At 73.0% G+C, this 26,742-nt stretch carries 26 protein-coding genes; 6 read left to right on the forward strand and 20 right to left on the reverse strand.

The features are described 5' to 3' along the window. Positions 1 to 1,494, reverse strand: coding sequence for an anthranilate synthase component I (locus ACFYSH_RS20980; RefSeq protein ID WP_359466313.1), 1,494 nt, complete (start codon positions 1,492 to 1,494; stop codon positions 1 to 3). A gap of 11 nt (positions 1,495 to 1,505) precedes the next feature. Continuing rightward, positions 1,506 to 1,886 carry a phosphoribosyl-AMP cyclohydrolase gene (gene hisI / locus ACFYSH_RS20985; RefSeq protein ID WP_359466315.1) on the reverse strand — a complete coding sequence of 127 codons (381 nt, stop codon included), beginning with the start codon at positions 1,884 to 1,886 and terminating at the stop codon, positions 1,506 to 1,508. Positions 1,887 to 1,971: 85 nt separating this feature from the next. On the opposite strand from hisI, the gene ACFYSH_RS20990 reads away from it, so the two are divergent. Next, entirely contained in the window at positions 1,972 to 2,604 is a 633-nt protein-coding gene (locus ACFYSH_RS20990) for a TIGR03085 family metal-binding protein (RefSeq protein ID WP_359466317.1), read from the forward strand. A gap of 17 nt (positions 2,605 to 2,621) precedes the next feature. On the opposite strand, the gene ACFYSH_RS20995 is transcribed toward ACFYSH_RS20990, so the two are convergent. The 3 genes from ACFYSH_RS20995 to ACFYSH_RS21005 all read right to left on the reverse strand — a co-directional run bounded on the left by ACFYSH_RS20995 (position 2,622) and on the right by ACFYSH_RS21005 (position 8,687). After that, positions 2,622 to 4,223: a cation acetate symporter gene (locus ACFYSH_RS20995; protein WP_359466319.1), complete on the reverse strand. Its 1,602-nt coding sequence runs from the start codon at positions 4,221 to 4,223 to the stop codon at positions 2,622 to 2,624. A gap of 204 nt (positions 4,224 to 4,427) precedes the next feature. Further along, positions 4,428 to 5,759, reverse strand: coding sequence for a helix-turn-helix domain-containing protein (locus tag ACFYSH_RS21000; protein ID WP_359466321.1), 1,332 nt, complete (start codon positions 5,757 to 5,759; stop codon positions 4,428 to 4,430). Positions 5,760 to 5,885: 126 nt separating this feature from the next. Then, positions 5,886 to 8,687 carry a LuxR C-terminal-related transcriptional regulator gene (locus ACFYSH_RS21005; RefSeq protein WP_388754366.1) on the reverse strand — a complete coding sequence of 934 codons (2,802 nt, stop codon included), beginning with the start codon at positions 8,685 to 8,687 and terminating at the stop codon, positions 5,886 to 5,888. A gap of 160 nt (positions 8,688 to 8,847) precedes the next feature. Here ACFYSH_RS21005 and ACFYSH_RS21010 point away from each other — a divergent pair, with 160 nt between their 5' ends. Next, positions 8,848 to 9,621 carry an alpha/beta fold hydrolase gene (locus ACFYSH_RS21010; protein WP_359466323.1) on the forward strand — a complete coding sequence of 258 codons (774 nt, stop codon included), beginning with the start codon at positions 8,848 to 8,850 and terminating at the stop codon, positions 9,619 to 9,621. A gap of 66 nt (positions 9,622 to 9,687) precedes the next feature. Here the strand turns inward: ACFYSH_RS21010 and ACFYSH_RS21015 are convergent, their stop codons facing one another. From ACFYSH_RS21015 to hisD, 10 genes are all read right to left on the reverse strand, one after another. Beyond that, on the reverse strand, positions 9,688 to 10,617 hold the full coding sequence (locus tag ACFYSH_RS21015) for an alpha/beta hydrolase (RefSeq protein WP_359466325.1): 930 nt from the start codon (positions 10,615 to 10,617) through the stop codon (positions 9,688 to 9,690). A 260-nt stretch (positions 10,618 to 10,877) separates the two neighbouring features. After that, complete coding sequence (locus ACFYSH_RS21020) at positions 10,878 to 11,810, reverse strand: alpha/beta hydrolase (protein WP_359466326.1); 933 nt, start codon at positions 11,808 to 11,810, stop codon at positions 10,878 to 10,880. Between the two features lie 184 nt (positions 11,811 to 11,994). After that, positions 11,995 to 12,750 carry an imidazole glycerol phosphate synthase subunit HisF gene (gene hisF, locus ACFYSH_RS21025; protein ID WP_359466328.1) on the reverse strand — a complete coding sequence of 252 codons (756 nt, stop codon included), beginning with the start codon at positions 12,748 to 12,750 and terminating at the stop codon, positions 11,995 to 11,997. After that, the gene (locus ACFYSH_RS21030) at positions 12,747 to 13,145 is read right to left on the reverse strand and encodes a RidA family protein (protein WP_359466330.1); all 399 of its coding nucleotides are present in this window, start codon (positions 13,143 to 13,145) and stop codon (positions 12,747 to 12,749) included. Before ACFYSH_RS21030 ends, hisF begins: the two co-directional genes overlap by 4 nt. Further along, the gene (gene priA / locus ACFYSH_RS21035) at positions 13,142 to 13,867 is read right to left on the reverse strand and encodes a bifunctional 1-(5-phosphoribosyl)-5-((5-phosphoribosylamino)methylideneamino)imidazole-4-carboxamide isomerase/phosphoribosylanthranilate isomerase PriA (RefSeq protein ID WP_359466331.1); all 726 of its coding nucleotides are present in this window, start codon (positions 13,865 to 13,867) and stop codon (positions 13,142 to 13,144) included. The genes ACFYSH_RS21030 and priA overlap by 4 nt, the downstream gene beginning before the upstream one ends. Then, complete coding sequence (gene hisH, locus ACFYSH_RS21040; protein ID WP_359466333.1) at positions 13,867 to 14,508, reverse strand: imidazole glycerol phosphate synthase subunit HisH; 642 nt, start codon at positions 14,506 to 14,508, stop codon at positions 13,867 to 13,869. The genes priA and hisH overlap by 1 nt, the downstream gene beginning before the upstream one ends. A 9-nt stretch (positions 14,509 to 14,517) precedes the next feature. Then, the gene (locus ACFYSH_RS21045) at positions 14,518 to 14,685 is read right to left on the reverse strand and encodes a hypothetical protein (protein WP_164493711.1); all 168 of its coding nucleotides are present in this window, start codon (positions 14,683 to 14,685) and stop codon (positions 14,518 to 14,520) included. Next, positions 14,682 to 15,275 carry an imidazoleglycerol-phosphate dehydratase HisB gene (hisB, locus tag ACFYSH_RS21050; protein WP_031098999.1) on the reverse strand — a complete coding sequence of 198 codons (594 nt, stop codon included), beginning with the start codon at positions 15,273 to 15,275 and terminating at the stop codon, positions 14,682 to 14,684. The genes ACFYSH_RS21045 and hisB overlap by 4 nt, the downstream gene beginning before the upstream one ends. Next, entirely contained in the window at positions 15,272 to 16,399 is a 1,128-nt protein-coding gene (locus tag ACFYSH_RS21055; protein WP_359466335.1) for a histidinol-phosphate transaminase, read from the reverse strand. Before ACFYSH_RS21055 ends, hisB begins: the two co-directional genes overlap by 4 nt. Beyond that, positions 16,396 to 17,718: a histidinol dehydrogenase gene (gene hisD / locus ACFYSH_RS21060; protein ID WP_359466337.1), complete on the reverse strand. Its 1,323-nt coding sequence runs from the start codon at positions 17,716 to 17,718 to the stop codon at positions 16,396 to 16,398. The genes ACFYSH_RS21055 and hisD overlap by 4 nt, the downstream gene beginning before the upstream one ends. A 162-nt stretch (positions 17,719 to 17,880) precedes the next feature. Between hisD and ACFYSH_RS21065 the strand changes: the two genes are divergently transcribed. The 4 genes from ACFYSH_RS21065 to ybaK all read left to right on the forward strand — a co-directional run bounded on the left by ACFYSH_RS21065 (position 17,881) and on the right by ybaK (position 22,044). Beyond that, positions 17,881 to 19,482, forward strand: a complete 1,602-nt coding sequence (locus ACFYSH_RS21065; RefSeq protein ID WP_359466338.1) for an oxidoreductase — start codon at positions 17,881 to 17,883, stop codon at positions 19,480 to 19,482. 222 nt (positions 19,483 to 19,704) lie between these two features. Continuing rightward, positions 19,705 to 20,739, forward strand: a complete 1,035-nt coding sequence (locus ACFYSH_RS21070) for a hypothetical protein (protein WP_388754374.1) — start codon at positions 19,705 to 19,707, stop codon at positions 20,737 to 20,739. 11 nt (positions 20,740 to 20,750) lie between these two features. Beyond that, on the forward strand, positions 20,751 to 21,527 hold the full coding sequence (locus ACFYSH_RS21075) for an LON peptidase substrate-binding domain-containing protein (RefSeq protein ID WP_359466342.1): 777 nt from the start codon (positions 20,751 to 20,753) through the stop codon (positions 21,525 to 21,527). Between the two features lie 16 nt (positions 21,528 to 21,543). After that, a complete protein-coding gene (gene ybaK, locus ACFYSH_RS21080; RefSeq protein WP_359466344.1) occupies positions 21,544 to 22,044 on the forward strand; it encodes a Cys-tRNA(Pro) deacylase in 501 nt (166 codons plus the stop codon). 92 nt (positions 22,045 to 22,136) lie between these two features. On the opposite strand, the gene ACFYSH_RS21085 is transcribed toward ybaK, so the two are convergent. From ACFYSH_RS21085 to ACFYSH_RS21105, 5 genes are all read right to left on the reverse strand, one after another. After that, a complete protein-coding gene (locus ACFYSH_RS21085; RefSeq protein WP_359466346.1) occupies positions 22,137 to 22,310 on the reverse strand; it encodes a hypothetical protein in 174 nt (57 codons plus the stop codon). 135 nt (positions 22,311 to 22,445) lie between these two features. After that, positions 22,446 to 23,213, reverse strand: a complete 768-nt coding sequence (locus tag ACFYSH_RS21090; RefSeq protein ID WP_388754378.1) for an ABC transporter permease — start codon at positions 23,211 to 23,213, stop codon at positions 22,446 to 22,448. 4 nt (positions 23,214 to 23,217) lie between these two features. After that, the gene (locus tag ACFYSH_RS21095) at positions 23,218 to 24,066 is read right to left on the reverse strand and encodes an ABC transporter permease (protein WP_388754381.1); all 849 of its coding nucleotides are present in this window, start codon (positions 24,064 to 24,066) and stop codon (positions 23,218 to 23,220) included. A 67-nt stretch (positions 24,067 to 24,133) separates the two neighbouring features. Beyond that, positions 24,134 to 25,159 (reverse strand): ABC transporter ATP-binding protein, encoded by a 1,026-nt coding sequence (locus ACFYSH_RS21100; RefSeq protein WP_359466350.1) that lies wholly within the window; start codon positions 25,157 to 25,159, stop codon positions 24,134 to 24,136. A 64-nt stretch (positions 25,160 to 25,223) separates the two neighbouring features. Continuing rightward, complete coding sequence (locus ACFYSH_RS21105) at positions 25,224 to 26,483, reverse strand: NYN domain-containing protein (protein ID WP_359466352.1); 1,260 nt, start codon at positions 26,481 to 26,483, stop codon at positions 25,224 to 25,226. Positions 26,484 to 26,742 lie beyond the last annotated feature (259 nt).

Genomic DNA, 26,742 nt, shown 5'->3' on the forward strand with positions numbered 1-26,742 from the left:
TCAGCACGGCCGGAGGCGGTTCGCCGTATGCACGGCCCGCAGGACCGCGGCGGCCTTGTTGCGGCACTCCATGTCCTCGGCGGCGGCGTCGGAGTCGGCGACGACACCCGCACCTGCCTGGACGTACGCGGTGCCGTCGCGGAGCAGGGCGGTCCTGATGGCGATGGCGGTGTCGGAGTCCCCGGCGAAGTCGAGGTAGCCGACGCAGCCCCCGTACAGGCCCCGGCGGGTGGGTTCGAGCTCTTCGATGATCTGCAGGGCTCGGGGTTTGGGTGCGCCGGAGAGCGTGCCTGCGGGGAAGCACGCGGTGAGGACGTCGAAGGCGCTGCGACCCTCGGCGACACGGCCGGTGACGGTGGAGACGATGTGCATCACGTGTGAGTACCGCTCGACCGACATGAAGTCGACGACCTCGACGCTGCCGGGTTCGCAGACGCGTCCCAGGTCGTTGCGGCCGAGGTCGACGAGCATCAGGTGCTCGGCGCGTTCCTTCGGGTCGGCGAGGAGCTCCTCGGCGAGCGCCTGGTCCTCCTGCGGGGTGGCGCCCCGGTGCCTGGTCCCGGCGATCGGGTGGACCATCGCCCGGCCGTCCTCGACCTTGACGAGCGCCTCGGGGCTGGAGCCGACGACGTCGAAGCCGTCGAAGCGGAAGAGGTACATGTACGGCGACGGATTGGTGGCGCGCAGGACCCGGTAGACGTCCAGGGCACTCGCCGTGCACGGCGTCTCGAAGCGCTGGGAGGGGACGACCTGGAAGGCCTCGCCGGCCCTGATGCGCTCCTTGACGTCCTCGACGGCGTCCATGTAGGCCTGGCCGCCCCACAGCGCGGTGTAGGGCGGGAGTTCGGAGGGCGGCAGTGCGGTGGGGGCGTTCTCCACGGGCCGGGACAGGTCGCGCTCCATCGCGTCGAGCCGGGCGACCGCGTCCTCGTACGCCTCGTCGACCCCGGTGTCCAGGTCGTTGTGGTTGATCGCGTTGGCGATCAGCAGGACGGTGCCGTCCTGGTGGTCGAGCACGGCGAGGTCCGAGGTGAGCAGCATGGTGAGCTCGGGGAGCTTCAGGTCGTCGCCACCGTGCTCGGTGATCCGCTCCAGCCGGCGGACGACGTCGTAGCCGAGGTAGCCGACCATGCCGCCGGTGAACGGCGGCAGGCCGTCGTCGCCGACCAGGTCGCGGGGGGTGTGCAGTATTTCCACGGTGGTCCGCAGCGCCCGCAGCGGGTCACCGTCGAGGGGGACGCCGACGGGCGGGGTGCCGAGCCAGTGCGCCTGCCCGTCGAGGGAGGTCAGGGTGGCGGCGCTGCGTACCCCGATGAAGGAGTAGCGGGACCAGGTGCGGCCGTTCTCCGCGGATTCGAGGAGGAAGGTGCCGGTGCGTTCGGCCGCGAGCTTGCGGTAGAGCCCCACGGGGGTGTCACCGTCCGCGAGGAGCCTGCGGCTGACGGGGACGACACGCCGGTCGGCGGCGAGCTTGCGGAAGGTCTCGAGATCCATGGCGGCTGACCTTATCGGGGCGCGGTGAGCGGAAGGACGTCCTTGTCGAAGCAGGTCCGGTCGCCGGTGTGGCAGGCGGCACCCGTCTGGTCGACCTTCACCAGGACCGTGTCGGCGTCACAGTCCAGGGCGACGGAGACGACCTGCTGGGTGTGTCCGGACGTGTCGCCCTTGACCCAGTACTCCTGGCGGCTGCGCGACCAGTAGGTGCAGCGGCCCGTGGTGAGGGTGCGGTGCAGCGCCTCGTCGTCCATCCAGCCGAGCATGAGCACCTCGCCCGTGTCGTACTGCTGGGCGATGGCCGGGACCAGTCCGTCGGGGCCTCGCTTGAGGCGGGCGGCGACGTCGGGGTCGAGGTTGCTGGCGGGCGTGGAGCCGGGCGTGCTGGTCATGCGCCCCATTGTGCCGCGCCCGGTGGCACCTCCCGGCCGTGCGTCCACTGGGCGGACCGCGTGCGGCGGTCGTACGCTGGCGGGCATGTCGACCCATGCGAAGCGTGAACGTCTTCTGCTCGCCGACCTGTTGGAAGCGGCGGGTCCCGAGGCCCGGACCTTGTGCGACGGCTGGAAGACCCGTGACCTGGCGGCCCATGTCGTGGTGCGTGAACGCCGTGCGGACGCGGCGGGCGGAATCATGCTGGGCCCTCTGAGGAACCGGCTGGAGCGGGTCCAGGCCGAGTTCGCCGCCAGGCCCTACGAGGAGCTGATCCAGCTCATCCGTACGGGTCCGCCGCGTTTCTCGCCCTTCGGCCTGAAGCAGCTGGACGAGGCGGCCAACACCGTCGAGTTCTACATCCATGCGGAGGACGTACGGCGGGCCCAGCCCGACTGGTCGCAGCGCGATCTCGATCCGGTCTTCGCCGATGTGCTGTGGTCGCGCACCGAGAAGACGGCCCGGATGCTGGGCCGCCGGGCCCCGGTGGGTCTGGTGCTGCGGCGCCCGGACGGCCAGACGGCGGTGGCCCACAAGGGCACCCCGGTGGTGACGGTCACCGGGGAGCCGGGGGAGCTGCTGCTGTTCGCCGCGGGGCGGCAGGACGCGGCGCGGGTGGAGCTGGACGGCGACAAGGACGCGCTGGCCAGGCTCCACACGGCGGAACTCGGCCTGTAACCCCTTCCGGAAGCCGCTCAGGCCCCGCCCCGTGCGCGTACGGATCCCCAAGGGGCGCGGTGGCGGCGCCGCTCGTCCGGGGCGGCGTCCGGGTCCCGCCGCGCCCCCAGCAGCCCCAGGAGGAACCCTGCGGGGATCGTGACCAGGCCCGGGGTCTGGAGCGGGAAGACGTCGAAGTCCCACTCGGGGAAGAGCGCGACGGGCGTGCCGGAGAACGCCGGTGACAGGACCATGAGGGTGACGATCAGCGGAAGCGTCCCGTAGACGGTCCACCGCACCCCGCGGGCGTCGAAGCCCGGCCGGAACAGCGCGTGGAGCAGGACGGGCGGCAGGATCGAGGCCGCCGCCGCGAACGACAGGGAGAGCAGCACCTGCGGATTGCGGTCGTGGGTGTACGCCGAGAGGAATACGGCGAGCGCCCCGATCCCCACGACGGCCCAGCGCGCGCGCCGGATCTCCCTGACGGAGGCCTTGCCCTCGCCCTGCGCACCCGACTTCGCCCCGAAGTCGCGGGCCAGCGACGAGGCCGCGGCCAGAGTGATCCCGGCGACAGCCGCCAGGGTGGTGGCGAAAGCGGCGCAGGCCACGAGGGCGAACAGGGGACTGTCCCGCGGTCCGGCCGCGCCGGGGTCCAGAGCGCTGGTCACCATCAGCAGGGCGGTGCCGCCGGCCGGGTCGGCGGCATGCAGGAGGTCCCGGCCCACCAGGGCGGATGCGCCGAGTCCGACGACGACGATACCGACGCACAGCAGGGCGACGGGGCCGACGGCCCAGACGCCGGCCCGGCGGGCGGTCCAGGCGTCACGGATCGGATGGAGCCGCATCATGATGTGCGGCATGCAGGCGGCGCCGAGTACGAGGGTGAGCTGGAAGCCGACCAGGTCGAGTCCGCCCGCGAGGCCGTGGCCGAACTGCAGCCCGGGGCGCGCGTAGTCGCCGCCCGCCTCGCTGCCTTCCCGGGCGGCGTCGAAGAGGGCGAACGGGGACCAGTCGAAACGGGCGAGGACGAGTCCCGCGAGGAGGGTGACCGCGCCCAGGACGACGGCCACCTTGAGGATCTGGATGTAGCCCGTACCGCGCATGCCGCCGAACGCCGAGTAGCAGACCATCAGCGCGCCGCTGGCCACGGTGCAGCCGGTGAGGGCGCCCTCGGGCAGCCCGAACATGGAGGTCATGACGCGGCCGGCGGTGGTGAGCTGGACGAGCAGCAGCGGGGCCAGCACGACGAGGGTGGCCACGCCGAGCGCACGGCGTACGGAGCCGTCGCCGAGCCGGTCGGCCAGGAAGTCGCCCATGGTGAACACGCCCTTGCGGCGCAGGCGTTCGGCGAAGAGCCGCATCACCAGGAGGAGCGAGGCCACGGTGGCCAGCGCGAACAGCAGTCCGTCGAAGCCGGCGAGCGCGACGGACCCGGTGGTGGAGAGCAGTGTGGCGGCGGAGACGTAGTCCCCGGCGATGGCCAGTCCGGCGCCGACCGGGCCGAGGGTGGCGCCGCCGGCGTAGAAGTGTTCCGGATCGTCCTGGTCGGCCGCGGCGAGTCCGCACAGCAGCAGGGACACGGCGACGAAACCGAGGAAGATGACCACGGCCAGGGACCGTGCGTCGATCGCGCCGCTCACCGGATTCGCTCCGCCGGTACGGCTGTGCAAGGGGCAGCTGAAGACATGCGCGCCATGGCACCAGCCGGGACGGGGGGCGGCACAGGGGGGCGGGGCGGCGCGCGGCGCGGGTACAGCGCGCCCGGCGAAGGACTGTGCCGCCGCACAGCCGCAGGGCCGGAGCAGCGCCTTTCGGGCTCCCTCCGCCGCCGTGGACCACCGCGCTCAGCCTGTCAGCAGCCGCCGCGCCGCCAGCGCCAGGGACACCTCGACCGCGTCCGACGGTCTGGTCAGGCAGCGCCCCGTCAGCTGTTCGAACCGCCGCAGCCGGTTCAGCACCGTGTTGCGGTGGCAGTACAGCTTCGCTCCCGCCCGCTGCGCCGAACCGTCCGAGTCGAGCCATGCCGTCAGCGTCTCGATGAGCACGTCCCGGTCGGCGGGGTCGAGCCGGTCCAGCGGTCCGAGGACCCGGTCGGCGAGCGCTGTTCCGAGGCCGGGCGAGGACACGACGAGGGCTGCGGGCAGGTGCTCGTCGAGCAGGACGGTGCCGCCCGACGCGGGGCAGGCACGCAGCGCCGTCTCGGCGAGACGTCGTGCGTCACCGACGCAGGCGAGCCCGTCGACCACGGAACTCACCCCTACGCGCGTCCCCTGAGGCATCATCAGATCAGTGGTGAGGGCGTGGAGTTCACTCCCGCCACCCGCGTGCGCGGGGGCGGCGTCGCCCCCCGGCTCCGTCCCGACCACCGCCGGGGCCGTCCCCAGCTGCAGGATCGCGAGTTCCACGACCCCCGCCGCGTGCCAGAGCACGGGCGTCCCCTCGGCCAGCTCCAGCGGCGGGCGTCCGGTGCCGTGCGGGGCACGGCGGGCGGCGGCGACCGCGAGTACGGCGTACCGCCCTTGCACCGGGAGTCCCAGCATCGCCGCGGCGTCCGGCAGGTCCGCGATCCGGGCGGTGCCGTCCAGCAGGGCCGCCGTCATCAGGCGCTGCTGGTTCTCGCGGCGCCAGGAGAGCCGCCGTTCGGCCTGCCGATAGGCCTCGGCCACCACACCGCAGTGCTCGTCGACGAAGTTCCACACATCCGCGGCGACATGGACCAGCAGCCGGGTGTCCTCGGGGTGGCGCCTGGCGGTGTCGTCGACCAGGTCCTGCCAGACCATCGCGCCGCCCAGCCGGAAGGCGTGCATGACGGCGTCGAGCGGTACGCCCTGTTCGGCCCGGCTCTCGCCGATCCACCGGGAGGTGCGGTGGGCGGCCTCGCGGAATTCCCTGGGCTGGATGAGTGAGGCGACGTTGTGCCTCAGCGAGTGGTGGACCTCCTGCCAGATCTCGGACGGCTCGTTCTCCATCGCGGCGCGGTAGGCGGGCTCCTGCTCCCTCAGCGCCTCGACCAGCCGGTCCGTGAGCTCCGGCAGCGCCTCCAGCAGCCCTTGGGCGGCACGGTGGAGCACCGCCACGGCCTCACGGTCGGCCAGGGAGCGGACTCGGTGCGGCGACGGAGCTACGGGGGGCGGTCCGTGCAGCGCCCTGATCCGTGAACGTACGACCTGCGGCATGGCGGCCTCCACCGGGAATCGGCCGGCTGCGGTTGGGCCGGCCCCGGTGTGCGCCGGGCCCGCATTGGGCGGGCGCACACCGATTGATCCTGACGACCGCAGAATGGCATACCGCCCGGTCGGTACCTAGAGGTCTGCGCGGTTCTTCTCATCACGGTCCTGCAACCTCGGCCCGGCCCCGCGGTCCAGCAGCCTCGCGAGCTCGGTCCTGGACCGGATTCCGAGAGCGGCGAAGACGTTGCGGAGATGGTGGTCGACGGTCCGGGGACTCACCGAGAGCCGCACCGCCACCTCACGGTTGGTGGCGCCCTCCGCGACACAGCGGGCGATCCGCTGCTGCTGCGGGGTCAGCCCGGCCAGCGGGCCGGGGCCGCTCTGATCCGGTACGTCCACCGCCTCCCCGGCGGCCCGCAGCTCACCTCCCGCCCGATCGGCCCAGACGCGGGCCGAGCAGCGTTCGAACGCGACCAGCGCGTCGCGCAGCGGGCCGCGGGCCTCGCGGGTACGGCGCAGACGGCGCAGCAGCTGGCCGTGGAGCAGCTGGGTACGGGCACGCTCGAAGTCACCGCCGGCCCGGTCGTGGTGGGCCAGCGCCTCCTCGTACCGGGCGGCGGCCTCCTCCGGCGGCGCCAGCAGGGCGCGGCAGCGGGCCAGCTGCGCCGAGACCTGCGGGTCGGTGGTCCGGGCGGTCCACAGCGCGAACTCCTCGACTGCGGCGGCGAGTTCACCGGCGCCTTCGTCCGCGCGACCGGAGAGCGCCATCGCCTCGACGTAGCACGGTACGGCGAGCATCCGGGTGGCGAAGTGCCCGGTACCGGGTCCCGGCCTGACCAGTGGTCCGAGCCGGGCCGCCGCCTCGCCCGGCCGCCCGGCCGCCAGGTCGGCACGGGCGACCGCCCAGGTGGCGAGCATGGCCGCCTGGGCGAGGCCGTGCGGCCCCGCCCCGGCCAGTGCCGCTTCGGCGTGGGCGGCGCACGCCTCGGCGGGCCCTTCCACGGAGGCGGCGAGTGCGAGCACGGCGTGCAGATGGGTGGCGGAGTTGCGCTGCCCGGTACGGCGGGCCGCGTGCAGCCCTTCCAGCGCGTGGGCCCGGGCCCTGGCGTGCTGGCCGGCGCGCAGTTCCGCGTACGCGAGCTGCTCCAGGGCGTGCGGCAGCAGGGCTTCGGGCCCCCGGGTGCGTACGACGGCGAGAGCGCGGGCCCCTGCCCGGCCGGCCGCGTCGACCTCACCGAGCACCAGGGCCGAGGCGCCCGCCCGCAGGAGTTCGGCCGCGTCCTCGGCACGGTCGGCGGAGTCGAGGCAGCACCGCAGCAGGGCGTGGCCCCGGTCGGGGTGCCCGGCGAGCACGGCGCACATCCCCGCGCGGTACTGCGCCATGGGCCGGTCGGCCGCGGTGACCGGGACGCGGTTCATGGCGTCCAGGTAGGCGATGGCGTCCCCCATGTCCCAGGCGGCCTCCGCCGCGCCGAACAGGGCGTCCAGAGTACGGCGCGGGTCGTGCGGGGCGAGCAGCTCCGCCGCGGTCAGCAGCGCCTCGCGGGCGTCGGCAGCGGGGCCGTCGCGCAGGGCGAGCATGCCGCGTACGTAGGGCGCCGCGCCCCCGGCCGGGTGGGGGCCGACACGGGCCAGCATGGCGCGGGCCCGGCCGGTGTCGCCGGCCAGCCGCGCCTGCTCGGCGGCGGCGGTGAACCGGGCGGCGCGCAGTGTGTCGTCGGTGGACAGCGCGGCGGCCCGGGCCAGCGCGGCCGACCGTTCGCCGTGCGGCCGGGGCGCGGTGGCCGCCGCCTCCAGCTGCCCGGCGAGGGCGGCGTCCGGCCCGGCCGCGGCGCAGGCCCGCTGGACGAGAGCGGGCAGCGTCGCCGGTCCGGGTCCGGCGAGCAGCCCCGCCAGCAGTTCGTGCACGGCCCGGCGGCGGCCCGGCGGCGCTCGGTGCAGGACCGCGCGGCGCAGCAGCGGGTGACTGAAGTGCACGCGGCTGCCCGCGCGTTGCAAGGCGCCGGCGGTGCCGGCGGGGGCGAAGAGCACCCGGTCGAGGTGTGCGGTGGCCAGCCCCGCCCGGGCTCCGGCCCGGAACAGCAGGGCCGCGTCGGCGCCGGCCCCGTCCGGCTCGTGTTCCTCCGCGGCGGCGGCCAGCAGGAGCAGGGTGTGGGTCTCGGGGGACAGCCCGCCCAGGTGCGCGGCGTGGGCGTCCAGGACGCTCTCGGCGCCGGGCAGCGGGTACGGCAGCGCGGTGCGCCCGGCCAGCTGGCCGGGGGTGAGACGGTCGACGAACCCCGCCAGCAGCCGGGGGTTACCGGACGCTTCGCGTAGGAGTTCACCGCGTACGACGGGGTCGACATCGGCCGTGCCGTCGGTGAGCCGGTCCAGGATCGCGGCCGCCGCGTCGTCGTCGAGCGGGCCGAGACGCAGCGCGGGCAGTCCGGCGAAGGCGGTCTCCTCGGCCGCGCCGACGACCACCGCGACCCGGCTGCCCGCGCCGAGTCTGCGGGCGGCGAAGACGAGCGCGGCGCGGGAGTCGGGGTCCCAGGCGTGCGCGTCGTCGACGCAGACCAGCAGGGGCTGTTCGGCTCCCAGGCCCCGCAGCAGGCCGAGCAGCCCGCCCGGGGTGATCCCGGAGCGCAGGATCGTGTCGGGGGTGATGGGCAGCGGCCCGGGAGCCGAGCAGAACAGGGCGTGCAGCCCGCTGTAGGGCAGTCTCTGTTCGGTGGGGGCCGCGGAGGCGTACAGCACGGCTCCGCCGTGCCCTGCGAGGTAGTGGGCGGCGGCTTGCCGCAGCAGGGCGGTGCGGCCGAGGCCGGGCGGCGAGGTCAGCACGAGGGCTCCGCCGTCCCCCGCCCGCAACCGGCGCAACAGCGTTTCCAACAGGGCCAGTTCACCGCTGCGGCCGTACAGCCGGAGCGGACTGTGCACGGTCGTCGATGGGGTCACGCTCTCACGTTACTTCCGCGTAAACAGCGTCGGAAGCCTCGCGTCCGCTCCCGGTTCCCGGTCGGCCCCGAGCGGTGCGGTTTCCCAACGGAACGGCGGCCGCGCTGTGCGGGGGCACAGTCCGGGCCCTTTCAGCGGCGGCCGCCCGTAACGTCGGTGCATGGCTGATGAATTGCGTACACACGACGGTTTGACCCTGCGTTACTGGTCCTGGTCGCGGAACGCGGACGACGCCCTGCCCCCGGTGGTGCTGCTGCACGGCTTCGCCGCGCACGCCCGGCTGAACTGGGAGGGCCCCGGTGTCGTCGAGGCGCTCGTGGCGCGGGGCCGGCGGGTGTACGCCCTGGACGCGCGCGGCCACGGTGCGTCCGACCGGCCGCACGACGACACGTACTACGGCGAGTCCCTGATGGCCCGTGACGTCCGGCTGCTCATCGACCGTATCGGCACGGACCATGTGCATCTCGCGGGCTACTCCATGGGCGCCGTGGTGGCGGTCCTGGCCACGGCGGCTGATCCCCGGATCAGCCGCCTGGTGGTGGGCGGGATAGGCGCCGGCGCGGTGGAGGTGGGCGGCCTGGACACCCGGGCGATGCCGCCGGAGCTGGTCTCGGCCGCGCTGACGGCCGACGACGCGGCGGACGTACCCGAGCGGACCCGGGGCTTCAGGCTGCTGGCCGACGCCTCGGGCGCCGACCGTCACGCACTGGCCGCGCAGATCCGGGCGGTACACCGGGGCGCGCTGCCGCTGGACCGGATCACGGTGCCCACGCTGGTGCTGGCCGGCGAGAGCGACCCCCTGGCCGTACGCCCCCGGGTCCTGGCCGACGCGATCGAGGGCGCGGAGCTGGTCGTGCTGCCCGGCGACCATCTGACGGCCGTACGGGACCCCGGCTTCGCCGGGTCTCTCGCCGGGTTCCTCGGCAGGGACTGAACGGCCCCGTCGTGGCGGAGGGCCGGACCGCGGTACGCACGGTCCGGCCCCCTGTCGTCCCCCGGATCAGTGCGGGCAGGTGCCTCGGTACTCCGCGATCGTCAGGCTGGCCGACGGGATCGGGCAGAGGAACTGCTCGTAGCGGGTGTCGTTGTCGATGAAGCGCTTCAGCCACGAGATGCTGTACTTCGCGATCGTCGTGTTGGAGGTGTTCGGGGTGAAGTGGGACGCACCCCGCAGCTCCAGATACGCCTTGTCCAGCGAGCTCGGCAGCGAGTTGTAGAACGGCTTCGAATGCGAGCTGACGGACGCGACGGTGTCCCCGTCCGCACCGACGACCAGCGTGGGGGTCCGCACCTCCGGCCACGTCTTGTCCGTGTTCCAGCCGGTCAGCGGGATCGCCGCCTTCAACGAGGGACGGTCCTTCGCGGCCTCCAGGGTGCCGCCACCGCCCATGGAGTGGCCCATCACACCGAGCCGTGAGGAGTCGACCCGGCTGCGCACCGAACTGTCCTCGGTGAGGTAGTCCAGCGCGGCGAGCAACTGGTCGCCGCGGCTGGCCGGCTGGTCCAGGGTGGTGTTGGTGTCGATGGTGAACACCACGAAGCCCTGCGAGGCGAGCCGCGGCCCCAGCCAGGCGATGCTCGACTCGTACGCGGTGAAGCCGGGCGAGATGGCGATCGCGCCGAAGGTCCCGTCCGAGGTGGACGTCGGGTAGTAGATCGTCCCGCCGCCGAAGCCCCTGACACTCAGCGAGGACACGGACGTCTGGGAGGTGGCGTACGAGCCGCGGCTCGCCTCGATGCTCGAGTTGCTCGGGGCCGGACCACGCTCGTACGGGTTGTCGGCGGCCTGCGCTCCGCCGGGGACGAGCGCGGTGAGCAGACCGGCGGTCGCCGCCGCGGCCGCCAGGGCGCCCTTGACGGTGCGGGAGCGGCTCTTCGACACCTGGTGACGGTGGGGGGAGATGTCGCCGGAGGGGAGGTGCTGCTGCACGGGGGTTCCTCTCGGTTGTGGCGGAAGCGCGCCGTGGCGGCCTGCGGCCCCGTCGTCCGGGGGCTTCGGGGTGCGCCGTGTCGGTCACGCCGTCGTTCATCGGTGCTGCCGCCACTTTCGCGGTGGCTCCCCCGCGCGGGCATCGGCGAGATCGCCGGTCTTGTCTCCGGACCTCGTCGACGCGGCCCCGTGGACGGCGGGCCGGGAAGCACGAGGAGCCGGACCGTGTGACGCGGTCCGGCTCCTGGTGCTCCTGTCGGTCAGGAATTGTGCGGGCAGGTGCCCCGGTACTCCGCGATCGTCAGGCCGGCCGACGGAATCGGGCAGAGGAACTGCTCGTAGCGGGTGTCGTTGTCGATGAAGCGCTTCAGCCACGAGATGCTGTACTTCGCGATCGTCGTGTTGGAGGTGTTCGGGGTGAAGTGGGTGGCACCCCGCAGCTCCAGATACGCCTTGTCCAGCGAGCTCGGCAGCGAGTTGTAGAACGGCTCCGAGTGGGTGGTGACGGACGCGACGGTGTCCCCGTCCGCACCGACGACCAGCGTGGGGGTCCGCACCTCCGGCCACGTCTTGTCCGTGTTCCAGCCGGTCAGCGGGATCGCCGCCTTCAACGAGGGACGGTCCTTCGCGGCTTCGAGCGTGCCACCGCCGCCCATGGAGTGGCCCATCACGCCGAGCCGTGAGGAGTCGACCCGGCTGCGCACCGAGCTGTCCTCGGTGAGGTAGTCCAGCGCGGCGAGCAACTGGTCGCCGCGGCTGGCCGGCTGGTCCGCCGTGGTGTTGGTGTCGATGGTGAACACCACGAAGCCCTGCGAGGCGAGCCGCGGCCCCAGCCAGGCGATGCTCGACTGATACGCGGTGAAGCCGGGCGAGATGGCGATCGCGCCGAACGTCCCGTCCGAGGTGGACGTCGGGTAGTAGATCGTCCCGCCGCCGAAGCCCCTGACACTCAGCGAGGACACGGACGTCTGGGAGGTGGCGTACGAGCCGCGGCTCGCCTCGATGCTCGAGTTGCTCGGGGCCGGACCACGCTCGTACGGGTTGTCGGCGGCGTGGGCGCCCGGCATCAGCGCCGTGACCAGACCGGCCGTCGCGGCCGCCGCGGCGACGGCGAGCTTGACGGTGCGGGAGCGGCTCTTCGACACCCGATGGCGGTGGGGGGAGATGTCGCCGGAGGGGAGGTGCTGCTGCACGAGGGGGGATCCTCTCGGTTGTGGCGAACCACACCGCGACAGCCGGCGGCCCACTGTCCTGGGCCTTCGGGGGAGCACCGCGGGGGCGCCGTCATGTGCTGACGGCGCCACTCTGTCGGCGCGTCCCCCGGGCGCACATCGGCGAGATCGCCGGTCTTCACGACCGGTGACTCCTCGGACAGGGTCAGCGAACGGGGTGCCCGGCCTCGCGCAGAGCGCCCTTGACCTCGGTGATCCGCAGGTCACCGAAGTGGAAGACGGACGCGGCGAGAACCGCGTCGGCGCCCGCGCCCACGGCCGGCGGGAAGTCCGCGAGCCGGCCCGCACCTCCGGAAGCGATGACGGGGACGGTGACGTGGGCCCGGACCGCCTTGATCATCTCTGTGTCGTAGCCGTCCTTCGTGCCGTCGGCGTCCATCGAGTTGAGCAGGATCTCGCCCGCGCCGAGCTCGGCCGCCCGGTGCGCCCACTCGACGGCGTCGATGCCGGTGCCCCGGCGTCCGCCGTGGGTCGTCACCTCGAAGGTGCCCTCGGGGGTGCGGCGCGCGTCGACCGAGAGCACCAGCACCTGGCGCCCGAAGCGTTCGGCGATCTCCCGGATGAGGTCGGGGCGGGCGATGGCGGCGGTGTTGACGCCGACCTTGTCGGCCCCGGCGCGCAGCAGCTTGTCTACGTCGTCAGGGGTGCGGACCCCGCCGCCGACGGTGAGCGGGATGAAGACCTGCTCGGCGGTGCGGCGCACCACGTCGTACGTCGTCTCGCGGTCACCGCTGGAGGCGGTGATGTCGAGGAAGGTCAGCTCGTCGGCGCCCTCGGCGTCGTACAGCTTCGCCATCTCGACGGGGTCGCCCGCGTCACGCAGGTTCTGGAAGTTGACGCCCTTGACGACGCGGCCCTTGTCGACGTCCAGACACGGGATGACCCGTACGGCGAGCGTCATCGCTCACCTGCCCGGTAGGCCTCGACCTCGACCTCGACGACCAGGGAGGGGTCGACGAAACCGGAGACGATGAGCATGGAGGCGGCGGGGCGGACTTCGTCGAAGAGCTCCTTGTGGGCGCGGCCCACCTCGTCGACGTCGCGGGCGTGGGTGAGGTACATCCGTGTGCGGACGACGTCCTCACGGCCGAGTCCGACCTGCTTGAGCGCGTCGAAGGCGACCTGGAAGGAGGCGACGGCCTGCTCGTACGGACTGCCCGCGGAGATCTGGCCGTTGACCACCGAGGTGCAGCCGGAGACCAGGACGAGTCCGTCCGGGAGCTGGACCGCTCGGGAATAGCCGAACTTGTCCTCCCACGGGCCGCCCGAGGAGACGCGGCGTACGGAGTCCGTCATGCGGCGACCGCCTTGAGGGCCTCTTCGAGGGTGAACGCCTTCGCGTACAGCGCCTTGCCGACGATGGCTCCCTCGACGCCTTCCGGGACGAGCAGGGAGATCGCGCGCAGGTCGGCCAGCGAGGAGACGCCGCCGGAGGCGACGACGGGCTTGTCGGTTGCGGCGCAGACGTCCCGCAGGAGCGCCAGGTTGGGGCCCTCCAGCGTGCCGTCCTTGGCGATGTCGGTGACGACGTAGCGGGCGCAGCCCTCGGAGTCGAGGCGGGCGAGCGTCTCGTAGAGGTCGCCGCCGTCGCGGGTCCAGCCGCGCCCGCGCAGCGTCGTGCCCCGGACGTCGAGGCCGACGGCGATCTTGTCGCCGTGCTCGGCGATGACCTTGGCGACCCACTCGGGGCTCTCCAGGGCGGCGGTGCCGAGGTTGACCCGGCGGCAGCCGGTGGCGAGGGCGGCGGCGAGCGACGCGTCGTCGCGGATGCCGCCGGAGAGCTCGACCTTGATGTCCATGGCGCCGGCCACTTCGGCGATCAGCGCACGGTTGTCGCCGGTCCCGAAGGCGGCGTCCAGGTCGACGAGGTGCAGCCACTCGGCGCCGGAACTCTGCCAGGCGAGGGCCGCCTCGAGCGGGGAGCCGTAGGAGGTCTCGGAGCCGGATTCGCCGTGCACGAGACGGACGGCCTGTCCGTCGCGGACGTCTACGGCGGGGAGCAGTTCAAGCTTCGGCATTACAGCGTCTCGATCCAGTTGGTCAGCAGCTGGGCGCCGGCGTCGCCGGACTTCTCGGGGTGGAACTGGGTGGCCCACAGCGCGCCGTTCTCGACGGCGGCCACGAAGCGCTCTCCGTGCGTGGCCCAGGTGACCTTGGGGGCACGGATCTTGGCGTTGGTCACTTCGAGGGACCAGTCGTGCGCCGCGTAGGAGTGCACGAAGTAGTAGCGGGCCTCGGCGTCCAGTCCCGCGAAGAGCTGGGATCCCTCGGGGGATTCGACGGTGTTCCAGCCCATGTGCGGCACCACGTCGGCCTTCAGCGGTCCGACGGTGCCGGGCCACTCGTCGAGGCCCTCCGTCTCCACGCCGTGCTCGATGCCGCGCTCGAACAGGATCTGCATACCGACGCAGATGCCCATGACGGGGCGGCCGCCGGACAGCCTGCGGCCGATGATCCATTCGCCGCGTGCCTGCTTGAGCCCCGCCATGCAGGCGGAGAACGCGCCGACGCCGGGGACGAGCAGCCCGTCGGCGTTCATCGCGGTGTCGAAGTCGCGGGTGATCTCCACGTCGCCGCCGACGTGGGCGAGGGCCCGCTCGGCGGAACGGACGTTGCCGAAGCCGTAGTCGAAGACGACGATCTTCTTCTTGTCGCTCACAGTGCTACCTCAGTCCCAGAGTCCCTGGATCCGCATGATGCCCGCCACCAGGCACATCACGGAGCCGATCCCGAGCAGCACGACGACGCCCTTGGGCATGCCCTGCTTCCAGAAGGAGTAGACGCCGCCGGCCAGGAAGAGGCCGACGATGATCAGAACGGTGTTGAGACCGGTCACAGCGCGCCCTTCGTGGACGGAAGGATTCCGGCTGCGCGCGGGTCGTGCTCGCTGGCGTAGCGCAGGGCGCGGGCCAGCGCCTTGAACTGGCACTCCACGATGTGGTGGGCGTTGCGGCCGTACGGGACGTGGACGTGCAGCGCGATCTGCGCCTGGGCGACGAAGGACTCCAGGATGTGCCGGGTCATCGTCGTGTCGTACTCGCCGATCATCGGCGCCATCTTCTCCGGCTCGGTGTGCACCAGGTAGGGGCGTCCGGAGAGGTCGACGGTGACCTGGGCGAGCGACTCGTCCAGCGGTACGGTGCAGTTGCCGAAACGGTAGATGCCGACCTTGTCGCCGAGGGCCTGCTTGAAGGCGGCGCCGAGGGCGAGGGCGGTGTCCTCGATGGTGTGGTGCGAGTCGATGTGCAGGTCACCCTCGGTCTTGACCGTGAGGTCGAAGAGCCCGTGCCGGCCCAGCTGGTCGAGCATGTGGTCGTAGAAGCCGACCCCGGTCGCGACATCGACCTTGCCGGTGCCGTCGAGGTTGATCTCGACGAGTACGGAGGTCTCCTTGGTGGTCCGTTCCACCCTGCCTACGCGGCTCATGCGTCGTGCTCCTTCTTGAGTTCGCGCACCGCATCGAGGAACGCGTCGTTCTCTGCCGGGGTTCCCGCGGAGACCCGCAGCCACCCCGGTACGCCGTTGTCCCGGACCAGGACGCCCCGGTCGAGGATCTGCTGCCAGGCGGTGTGGCTGTCGGCGAAGCGGCCGAACTGGACGAAGTTGGCGTCCGAGTCCGTGACGGCGAAGCCGAGCTCCCGCAGTCCGTCGACCAGCCGGTCGCGCTCGCTCTTGAGCTGCGCGACGTACCCGAGCAGGGTATCGGTGTGCTCCAGGGCGGCCAGCGCGGTGGCCTGCGTGACGGAGGACAGGTGGTACGGCAGGCGCACCAGCTGCACCGCGTCGACGACGGCGGGGGCCGCCGCGAGGTAGCCGAGGCGCAGGCCCGCGGCGCCGAACGCCTTGGACATGGTGCGGGAGAGCACCAGGTGCGGGCGGCCCTCGATCAGGGGGAGCAGCGAGGGGTGGTGGCTGAACTCGCCGTACGCCTCGTCGACGACGACCATCGAGGGCCGGGCGGCCTGGGCGGCGTCGTAGAGCTCCACGACGGTCCGCGCGTCCACCGCGGTGCCGGTCGGATTGTTGGGCGAGGTGATGAAGACCACCTCGGGCCGGTGCTCGGCGATGGCCTCCTTCGCGGCCTCCACGTCGATGGTGAAGTCCTCGTCGCGCGGACCGGAGATCCAGCCGGTGCCGGTGCCGCGGGCGATGAGGGCGTGCATGGAGTAGGAGGGCTCGAAGCCGATGGCGGTGCGTCCGGGGCCGCCGAAGGTCTGCAGCAGCTGCTGGAGGACCTCGTTGGAGCCGTTGGCGGCCCAGACGTTGGCGGCGGCCACCTGGTGTCCCGCGGTGCGGGTGAGGTAGCGGGCGAGCTCGGTGCGGAGCTCCACGGCGTCACGGTCGGGGTAGCGGTTGAGGTCGCGGGCGGCCTCACGGACGCGTTCGGCGATGCGGTCGACGAGCGCGTCGGGCAGCGGGTACGGGTTCTCGTTGGTGTTGAGCCGGACCGGCACGTCGAGCTGGGGCGCCCCGTACGGGGACTGGCCGCGGAGCTCGTCGCGGATCGGGAGCGCGTCCCACGCGTTCGGGGTGGTGCTGCCGTTCGTCACGCCTGCGGTACCTTCCAGCCGAACCTGGCCTTGAGTGCGGCGCCGTGCGCGGGGAGGTCCTCCGCCTCGGCGAGGGTCACCACGTGGTGGGTGACCTCGGCGAGCGCGTCGCGGGTGTAGTCGACGATGTGGATGCCGCGCAGGAAGGACTGCACGGACAGGCCCGAGGAGTGGCAGGCACAGCCGCCGGTGGGCAGGACGTGGTTGGAGCCGGCGCAGTAGTCGCCGAGGGAGACGGGCGACCAGGGGCCGACGAAGATCGCACCGGCGTTGCGGACCCGGGCGGCGACGGCGGCGGCGTTCTCCGTCTGGATCTCCAGGTGCTCGGCGGCATACGCGTCGACGACCTTGAGGCCGTCCTCCAGGTCGTCGACCAGGACGATCGCGGACTGGCGGCCGGCCAGCGCGGGCTCGATCCGGTCCGTGACGTGGCGGGTCGCGGCGACCTGCGGCCCCAGTTCGGCCTCGGTGGCGGCGGCGAGCCGCTCGGAGTCGGTGACGAGGACGGCGGCGGCCATCGGGTCGTGCTCGGCCTGGCTGATCAGGTCGGCGGCCACGTGCACCGGGTCGGCGCTCGCGTCGGCGAGGATCGCGATCTCGGTGGGGCCGGCCTCGGCGTCGATGCCGACACGGCCCTTGAGGAGACGCTTGGCGGCGGCGACGTAGATGTTGCCGGGGCCGGTGACGAGGTTCACGGGCAGGCAGTCCGCCGTGCCGTACGCGAACATCGCGACGGCCTGGGCGCCTCCGGCGGCGTACACCTCGTCCACGCCGAGGAGCGCGCAGGCGGCGAGGATCGTGGGGTGCGGCAGGCCGCCGAACTCCTTCTGCGGCGGTGAGGACACGGCGATACCCTCGACGCCGGCCTCCTGGGCGGGAACGACGTTCATGACGACGGACGAGGGGTAGACCGAGCGTCCGCCCGGGACGTACAGCCCGACGCGCTCGACGGGCACCCACTTCTCGGTGACCGTGCCGCCGGGGACGACCTGGGTGGTGTGCGTGGTGCGGCGCTGCTCGCGGTGGACGAGCCGGGCGCGGCGGATCGACTCCTCCAGGGCCGCCCGTACGGCGGGGTCGAGCCGCTCCAGCGACGCGGTGATCGCGTCGGCCGGGACGCGGATCGCGTCGAGGCGTACGCCGTCGAATTTCTCTCCCCAGTCGATCACTGCAGCGGAGCCACGATGGCGTACGTCCTCGCAGATGGGCCGCACCGTCTCCAGGGCGGCTTCCACGTCGAACTCGGCACGGGGCAGCAGGTCGCGCAGGGCGCCACCCTCGGGGAGGGCGGTGCCGCGCAGATCGATTCGAGAGATCACACCGACAATTCTCTCAGACCGTTTCCGGCGTCCGGTCCTCCGTATCACTGGCTGATACATGTCCCGGCTGTCACTGCTGACCGTTAGCGTTCACTTCGTCACACAGAGGGGAAGAACGACTGTACGAAGCGCGGGACAGAACGCGCAGGCGGAGGTGAGGCAGTGACCGAACCGCATGACGGCGAGATCCCCGACGGGCTCAGCGCCGCGGAGCTGGGTATGTGGCAGTCCTTCCGGAACGGCACCACCTACGATCTGCGCTCCCACGATCCGGTCCGCGACGATCCGTTCGCCCCGCACAGCTGGGGACCGGAGCGGAGCGTCGGCGCCCGGACGGTGGCGAGGCTGCTGCTCAGCGGGCCGGCGGCGCGGCCGGGGCGGGTGGCCGCTCTGAAGCTCCGGGGTGTCCGCATCACGGGGAAACTGGATCTGGCGGGCGGGCGCGTCTCGCCCTACGTGGAGCTGACCGGCTGCCGCTTCGAGCAGGAGGTGGTGCTGCCCGAGTGTCATTTCACGACGCTGCGCATGGTGCGCTGCGCGGTGCCGAGGCTGGACGCGGCCCGGCTGCACACGGAAGGCGATCTGCATCTGCCCCGCTGCCTGATCGAGCGCGGCATCCGGTTGACCGACGCCCAGATCGGTACGGACCTGCTGATCAACCAGATCCGTATCGGCCCCGACCGGCGCGGCCGCGCCTTCGTGGGCGACGGGATGTCGGTGGCGCAGGACCTGCAGGCCGAGATGATCGAGACGCTCGGCGAACTGAGCCTGCGCGGGGCGAAGGTCGGCGGTTCGCTGAGCCTGCGCGGCAGCCGGCTGCGCGCCACGGACGGGCGGCGCGCACTGAACGCCCCGCAGCTGAGCGTGGAGCGCACGCTGTACATGACGGAGGCCTGGGTCAGCATCGACACGGGGAATCAGGGCACCACTCCCCCGTTCGGTGTGGCGCGCGGCGGCGGCCCGGCGCGTGGGACGCGTGCGCAGGTCTTCGAGTGCCGGGGCGCGGTCCGGCTCGACGACGGGCGGTTCGGGGACGCGGTGGACCTGCACAAGGCCCGGTTCGTGCTCGCCGACCGTGAGGAGCTGTCGCTGCGCCGGATCGTGACGCCCGAGCTGCGGTTCAACGCGGAGCGCCCGCGGGAGGGCCGCGTCGTGCTGAACGGCGCGAAGGTCGTCACCCTGATCGACGTGTCGACCAGCTGGCCGGGCCCGGGCGGCCTGGCGATGGGCGGCTTTGTGTACGAGAACCTCGTCCCGTACGGCCATTTCCCGCTGTCCCGGCGCCTGGAGTGGGTGCTGGCCGCGACCCCGGAGTACGTCCCTGAACCGTACGAGCGCCTCGCCGCTGTGCTCCGCAGCTGCGGGGAGGACGCGGACGCACGGGAGGTGCTGCTCGCCAAGCAGAGGCGCCGGCGCGAGACGCTGCCGCCCGCGGGAAGGATCTGGGGCTATCTGCAGGACTGGACGGTGGCGTACGGCTACCGCCCGGGGCGGGCCCTGGTCTGGATGGCGGTGCTGTGGGCCGCGGGGGCGGTGGCCTTCTCGCAGTACCACCCGGAGTCGATCAAGGGGGACGAACATCCGCAGTGGAATCCCGCGCTGTACGCGCTGGATCTGCTGGTGCCGGTGATCCATCTCGGGCAGGACGGTTACTGGCTGCTGGAGGGCGGCTGGCAGTGGACGGCGGCGGCTCTGGTACTGGTGGGGTGGATACTGGCCACGACGGTCGCGGCGGGCGCGTCCCGGCTGCTGCGGCGCGGCTGACCGGAACGCGGCGTCGCATCCGGCCGGCTTCCTGCCCGCACAGTGATCGAAGGGCCGCTCGAAGCCCGACCGGACGAGCGGTCAGAGGAACGGAAAAGGTCGGGATCGAGCCACCCGCACGCGCTTCCTTTGCCTTTTCTTGACCTCGGTCAGGGCAACCCTTCCACTCGCCACAGAAGCTTCACAGAGCCCCTCTGGCGCCGCCCCCACCAGGGCTTTTCAATGGTCTGCACCATGGCTTTCCTCCGCGCACTGCTCGGTTCCGCGCGCACGTTCCGGTACGGCCCCGGGCTGTCGGCCGGGCTGCCGGCGGACGACGCGGTGCTGCTCGACGCCCCCGACGAGCGGCTCTCCCCCGCGTTGGTCGCCGCGGCCCTGGGCGACTTCGAACTCGTGGCCAAGCTCCTCGCCGCCACCCGGGACGCCGCCGACTGGGAGACCCGCGACCGCGTCCTGGCCCGGCTGGTCGCCTTCGCCCGCAGCCGTGACGCATGGCTCACCGACTGGCTGTGTGCCGCCCCGCGCGATCCGGACGCCCTGCTCGTCAAGGCCGCGCTGGCGGTGCGCCGCGCCTGGGAGTCCCCCGCCCATGCCGAGCTGCTGCGCGAGGTCGGCCCGCTGATCACGGCGGCGGCCGAGGCCGATCCCCGTGACCCGGTGCCGTGGCGGCTCGCGCTCGACCACGCCCGTGGCACCCATGCCCCGCACACGGTCTTCGAGGGGCTGTGGGAGCAGGCCGTGCGCCGCTCCCCGCACCACTACGGCAGCCATGTCGCCGCGCTCAGGTACCTGTCGGCCGAGTGGTACGGCTCCCACCGCGAATGCTTCGACTTCGCCGAGCGGGCGGCCGAGGACGCCGCCCGCGACTCCCTGGTGCAGGCACTCCCCGCACGGGCGGCCTTCGCTCTGCTGCGGGACGAGAGGGCCACCGCACGGGCGACCTCCGTGCAGGCGGACCGGATCGACGCGGCCGCCGACCTCGCGATCCGCCTCTCGGCCCAATTCCCCGCCGGTGATCCCTGGCCCGCCGAGGTCCGTAACCTCCTCGCCTACGTCCTGGTCGCACGGGGCCGCGCGACCGAGGCGCTGGAGCAGTTCCGGCTGATCGGGCCGTACGCCACCTCGTTCCCATGGGCCTCCGTGACCCGGGAGGCGCTCGGCGGATTCCTCGACGCGCGGGCGGATGTCCGGCTCCGGGTGGCCTCGTCCACGCCACTGTGCGGGAGGCCGGAACACAGGGCGCCCCACGGCCATTAGGCTTGGCCGTTGTGACCACCGCTCGCCTGCCCCTCTTCCCGCTGAACGCGGTGCTGTTCCCCGGCCTCGTGCTGCCCCTCAACGTCTTCGAGCAGCGTTATCGCGCCATGATGCGCGAGCTGCTCGCGATCGACGAGGACGAACCGCGCCGATTCGTGGTGGTCGCGATCCGCGACGGCCGCGAGACCGCCCCGACCGCCACCGGGATGCCGGACACGGTCGCCGCCGCACCTCCCGCGGAGCGGGCGCCGGGCGACGGCTTCGGCCCCGATCCCCTCCAGACCTTCCACCGGGTCGGCTGCGTCGCGGACACCGCCAAGATCCGCGAGCGCTCCGACGGCAGTTACGAGGTCCTGGCGACCGGCACCACGCGGGTCCGGCTGCTCTCCGTCGACGCGAGCGGCCCGTTCCTGACGGCCGAGGTCGAGGAACTGCCGGAGGAGCCGGGGGCCGCCGGGGGCGATCACCCGCTCACGGACGAGGCGGGGGCCCTGGCGGAGGGCGTCCTGCGGGCCTTCCGCAGCTACCAGAAGCGGCTGGCCGGGGCGAGTGAACGCTCCCTGACGACCGGCGCGGACCTGCCGGACGACCCGTCCGTCGTCTCGTACCTGGTGGCTGCCGCCGCCGTGCTGGACGTCCCGACGAAGCAGCGGCTGCTCCAGGCCCCGGACACCGCCACCCGGTTGCGCGAGGAGCTGGCGCTCCTGCGCAAGGAGACGGCCGTCATCCGGCACCTGCCGTCGCTGCCGGCGGCCGACCTGACGCGCGACCCCACGTATCCCAACTGACCCGAGGACCTGCCAGGTGGCGAAGAAGTCCAGCAGACAGCAGCCGGGGGGCACCCCGGCCACGGTCGCCCTGACCGGGGCCGGCATCACGTTCACGGTCCACTCGTACGAGCATGACCCCTCGTCCCCGTCCTACGGCGAGGAGGCGGCCGCGGCCCTCGGGGTCTCCGCCGACCGGGTGTTCAAGACACTGGTCGCCGACGTCGACGGCGACCTGGTCGTCGCCGTGGTGCCCGTCGCGGGATCACTGGACCTGAAGGCGCTGGCAGCGGCCGTGGACGGCAAGCGTGCGGCCATGGCGGACCCGGTGGTGGCGGAGCGCACCACGGGCTACGTGAGGGGTGGCATCTCCCCCCTGGGCCAGCGCAAGCGCCTGCGTACGGTGCTGGACGCCTCGGCCGGGTCGCACGCCACGATCTGCGTCTCGGCGGGCCGCCGCGGCCTGGAGGTGGAACTCTCCCCCGCGGACCTGGCATCCCTGACGGGCGCGACCTCGGCCCCCATCGGGCGGGCGTAGCGCGGGTCCACGGGCCTCCGGCAGCAGAGCGCCGCGACACGGACACCCGGTCGCGGCTCTGCCGGGGCGTGCCCCGTCGTCGGCGTGAAGGATCAGCGCTTGAAGGCGCCCTTCGCCTTCTCCTTCGTGTCCCGGCCCTTGCCCCGGGTCTCCAGGGCCGCTCCCTTGGCCGCGGTGGTGTCGTCACCGACCGCGTGGGCCACCTTGCGTACGACCTTGCCGACGATCTGCTCGGTCTTGGCCTTGCTCTTCTCTCCGGCGCTCATGTCGGTCCCTTCGTAGTAGCTCACCCCTCGCGTGCCCCGGGTCCCGGGGCGGAAACGGCCCGGAGCGCGCGCGTCCCCGTTCCGGAGCACGGATGCCCTGGAACGGGGACGCGGATGAGCGACTGCGGGAACCCGCTAGGGTCGCGCCCGGCCCTCGCCGTCCGCCGGCCTGCCGCCCTCGGCTTCCGGCTCCTCGGCGAGCTGCGGCGCAGGCCCGAACGCGGTCCCGGTGCCCGGTCCGGCCTGGGGAGCCCAGTAAGGGGATCCCCACTCCGGCTCGGGGTCACGCGGGCCGAACGACGCGGTCAGTCCCAGGTGGACGAGCATCGCCGCGATCGGCCAGGCGAGCACCGCCGCCCCCACCGCGTGCAGCTCCAGCGGCGCGTCGAAGGTGACACCCTTGCCGACCTCCTTGGCATGGGCCACCACATCGGACGTCGGCCCGAGCCAGGTGCCGGTCCCCCACGCCAGCAGGGAACCGAGCAGCCCTCCCAGGGCGAGTCCCACCACCAGCGGGATGCCCCCGCGCCGGCGGAAGAGGAAGACGGCGACAGCCGAGACCAGGCCGAAGGCGAGCCCCAGCAGCACGAACGTGCCGTCCGCCCCCATGGCCTCCTCGCCCTCGCTGTTCTCGAGGAAGACGGCGGTGTCGTCGGAGACGAGCGGTACCCGGGGCGCCAGCCACAGCCAGAGCAGTCCGAGGCCGACGCCCGCCACCGTCAGCACCGCGGCGATCAGAGCACCCTGGCGGACCTCCGCCCGCCGCTCGGCCACGCCCGGCTCCCCGCCGGGCACGGCATGCGACCCGGAGGGCGGGACCTGCCACGGGTCGTTCGGCTGGGGCTGGTGCGGCGGCGTCAACGGTGCGGTCACGGTGCCATCGTGCCAGGCCGGCCCGTGCACCGCCTCACCGGACCGCCGCCCGCCGGTACGCCCACGTGGCCACGGCCAGCGAGAGCACACCGACCGCCGCGCACACCGCGAGGTCGAGGACGACGACCGCCCAGTCGGGGTGGGCGTCGAAGGAGCGGGACAGCGCCTCGACGCCGTAGGTGGAGGGAAGCAGATCACGCGCCCAGCCGACGGGACCGGGCAGCCGCTCGGCCGGCAGTACGCCCAGCAGCAGCGCGGCCGACATGCCCAGCTGGCCGAGCAGCGTCGCCAGCTCCTGCCGTGGTGCCAGCAGCCCGAGGGCGGCGCCCAGGCCGGAGAGGGCAGCGCCGGAGAGCGGGATGACCGCGACGAGCACCCACAGATGCGTCATCGGCAGGCCGAAGAGCGCGCTGCCCGCCACGGCGGTGACGATGGTGCCGGGCACGGTGAACGAGGCGTACGCCCCCGCCGCCCCCAGCACCACCGCGGCGGGAGGCACCGGCAGCGTGGCGTAGTGGTCGAGCCCGCCGCCGGCCCGGAGCTGGCCGAAGTACTGGGCGAGCAGGTTGAGCGCGACGAAGGCCACGACCAGCACGCTGGAGCCGGCGACGACGGCCCGTGCCTCCGCGCCGCCGTCGACGACCCCGCGCATCAGCACCATGATGCCGACGGACTGGAAGGTCGCGACGAACAGCAGCGGGATCCGGGCGACCCTCGCCCGCGACAGCTGCGCCCGGTAGACGGCGGCCAGCGAGGGCAGCAGCCGGGCCCGCGGCGCGAGAGCCGCGGGGGCCGTGCGGGCGGGCCGGCCGGTGCGGACGGCGGAGGTCCGGATTTTCGGCCCGGACACCTTCGCGGGTTCGGTGGGAACGATGCTCGTCACCTGGCAGTGCTCCCCTTCGACTCCGACACGTGTTCCGACACGCCTCCCGGCACGTTCACCTTCCTGATCACGCCTTCACCAGTCCCTCGATGGCCCTGGCGGCGTCCCCGCCGAGCGCCAGATAGACGTCCTCCAGGCTGGGCGTGGCCAGCGTGAAGTCGTCGAGCGAGGAGAAGGCCGCCCCGCCGGTCACCGCTGCCACCGCGGCCCGCGCCTCGTCGGGTCCGAGGCGCAGGACCCACTTACGCCCGGACTCCTGCGCCGACTCGCGGAGCGCGGCCACCTCGGGGACCTCCAGCGGTGCGCGTTCGCGCCACACCAGCTCCACCCGGACCTCTCCGGCCACCTGCTCCTTGAGCCCTGACGGTGTGTCGCAGGCGATGACCTTGCCGCGTTCCATGACGGCCACCCGGTCCAGGACCGTCTCGGCCTCGATGACGTTGTGCGTCACGAGCAGCACCGTCACCCCGTCCTCGGCCCGCCGCCGGTCGACGGCGGCCCAGACCGACCGCCGGGCGACGGGGTCCATCCCGGTCGTCGGCTCGTCGAGCACGAGGACGGGGCGCTCGCCGACCAGTGTCGCGGCGAAGCAGGCGAGCCGCCGCTGTCCGCCGGACAGCTTCTTCAGGGGCCGCCCGGCGAGCGCGGTGAGCCCGAGTTCCTCCAGCACGTCGTCGCGCGCGGCGCGTGCCTGCCGTGCCGGCAGGCCCCTGAGCCGCCCGGTGGTCTCGGCGGCGAGCGACACGGTCAGTTCGTCGAGGGCGGTGGACTCCTGGCCGAGGTAGCCGATGAGCCGCGAGGCCCGTTCGGGGTGGCGCACGAGGTCGTGTCCCAGCACCTCGACGCTCCCCAGATCGGGACGCATCAGCCCGGTGAGCTGGCGTACGAGCGTGGACTTGCCGGCGCCGTTGGGCCCGAGGAGCCCGAAGATCTCTCCGCGCCGGACATCGAGGCAGACCCCGTCGGTGGCGCGCACCTCAGGAGTGGCGGCGCGGCCGCGTCGGCCGCGGACGGCGGGATAGGTCTTGACCAGATCACGCACCGCGCATACGGTCCCGGTCCCGGTCTGTGCCTGTGCTGTGCCCGTACTCACGAGGTACGAGAGTACGGGGTCGGATGCCCCGTATTGCGGCCGGGGCAGGGCTGCACCGACCCGCTCACTCCCCCGCGGGAGCGTGTTCGGCGGCGGCCCGTACGTCGATCTCGCGCCAGAACCCCGCCCGGATGGCATAGCGGTCGTGCTCGTCGATCTGGTCGTCCTTGTGCGCGAGCAGGCCGAAGCGGGCCGCGTACCGCAGCAGTTCGCCGTCGATGCGGTGCGGGATGCGGGGATACATCGTGGACAGCTTCTGCAGGTGGACGGTCTCCGGCAACCGTTCCATCCAGCGCCGGGCGAAGACCTGGCCGACCTCGAAGGGGTCACCGCCGACGGTGGTGATGTCCTCCTCCCGGTCCGCCCAGCGCTGTTCCGCGCTGGTGAGCTGGGCCAGGGTCGGCAGGGACGCGGTCTCGGCGGGTTCGCCGAGCGGTCCGCCGCGCTCGACCCAGCCCTTGTCGGACGACCAGCGCAGGGTCGCGTTGGCGGCCGGCTGCTGGACGGTGTGCTGCGTGGCCTGTGGTCCGGGCGCGCGCAGGCTCGCCAGGTCCTTGGGGGTCGGGACGCTCCTGGGGCCGGGCGCGGGCCTGGTGTCCGGGGCCGCGTCCCCGGCCGGCGCTCCGGTGCCGTTGCGGGCCGCCGCGGCCTGGGCCTCCGATGCCCGCTCGGCCGAGGCGGCGAGGGCGGCCTCGGGCAGCGGCGCGGACAGGATCGCGGCGATCTCGGGGCGTGGGACGGCCGGCGGCGCACAGACACCGCCCGTGTCCTTCGCCCGTACGGCCTTGGTGATCCATGCCCGGTCGAGCACCCGGCGCTCGTCGGCCTCGGCGACCAGGTCCTCGGACTGGTTGTAGTCACCGTCGGCGGCCTGGACGGCCCAGAGATGGACGGCGACGCCGTGCTCCTTGGCGGACATCAGCCCGGGCAACAGGTCGCCGTCACCGGTCACGAGCACCACGTCGGAGCAGGCCCGGTTCCTGGCGAGCTCGGTCAGTTCGGCGTGCATGGCCGCGTCGACGCCCTTCTGCGCCCACCGCCCGTCACTGCGGGTGAGAGCGCCCAGCCGAACGGTCACCCGCGGCATGACCCGCAGCCTGCGGTGCTCGGGCTGCGGCACCCGGTCGGGGGCGCCGTCGAACCAGTAGATGCGCAGCAGGGGCTGTTCGGTGTCGGCGACGGCGCGCTCGCGCAGACCTTGGATCAGGGCCGCGTGGTCGACGGTGATGCGGGAACGAGCGGGCTCTCCGGCCAGCAGGCTCGCGGCGGCGCCCAGCAAGTAGCCGGCGTCCACCAGGACGACGCAACGGTCCACGCGTTCCACCCTCTTCCAGTTCGGGAGCGGGGCGGCGGGACCGGACCGGTGGGTGGGTCCGCCGACCCGGTTTGCTCACTCAGGGTTTCCTTCGAGTCTGCCCGACGGCGGGGGGGTTGAGGTCCGGAACTCGATCATCGGCGTGGCGGATCCGGAAACGGGGCATGATACCGCCCCTATTACGCTCGGTAATGATCCAACATGCGGCTTTTGTGGTGACATGTGAGTCTGACAGCGGTTCTGGACCCCCAGATCTCCCACAGGAGGC

This window comes from Streptomyces sp. NPDC005791, from assembly GCF_042871485.1.
In the GTDB taxonomy this organism is placed as follows: domain Bacteria; phylum Actinomycetota; class Actinomycetes; order Streptomycetales; family Streptomycetaceae; genus Streptomyces.

Coding starts and splice junctions, on each gene's coding strand:
- ACFYSH_RS20980 (WP_359466313.1), bottom strand. CDS start 1,494: ATGGATCTCGAGACCTTCCGCAAGCTCGCCGCCGACCGGCGTGTCGTC.
- hisI (WP_359466315.1), bottom strand. CDS start 1,886: ATGACCAGCACGCCCGGCTCCACGCCCGCCAGCAACCTCGACCCCGAC.
- ACFYSH_RS20990 (WP_359466317.1), top strand. CDS start 1,972: ATGTCGACCCATGCGAAGCGTGAACGTCTTCTGCTCGCCGACCTGTTG.
- ACFYSH_RS21000 (WP_359466321.1), bottom strand. CDS start 5,759: ATGCCGCAGGTCGTACGTTCACGGATCAGGGCGCTGCACGGACCGCCC.
- ACFYSH_RS21010 (WP_359466323.1), top strand. CDS start 8,848: ATGGCTGATGAATTGCGTACACACGACGGTTTGACCCTGCGTTACTGG.
- hisF (WP_359466328.1), bottom strand. CDS start 12,750: ATGACGCTCGCCGTACGGGTCATCCCGTGTCTGGACGTCGACAAGGGC.
- ACFYSH_RS21030 (WP_359466330.1), bottom strand. CDS start 13,145: ATGACGGACTCCGTACGCCGCGTCTCCTCGGGCGGCCCGTGGGAGGAC.
- priA (WP_359466331.1), bottom strand. CDS start 13,867: ATGCCGAAGCTTGAACTGCTCCCCGCCGTAGACGTCCGCGACGGACAG.
- hisB (WP_031098999.1), bottom strand. CDS start 15,275: ATGAGCCGCGTAGGCAGGGTGGAACGGACCACCAAGGAGACCTCCGTA.
- ACFYSH_RS21070 (WP_388754374.1), top strand. CDS start 19,705: ATGGTCTGCACCATGGCTTTCCTCCGCGCACTGCTCGGTTCCGCGCGC.
- ACFYSH_RS21085 (WP_359466346.1), bottom strand. CDS start 22,310: ATGAGCGCCGGAGAGAAGAGCAAGGCCAAGACCGAGCAGATCGTCGGC.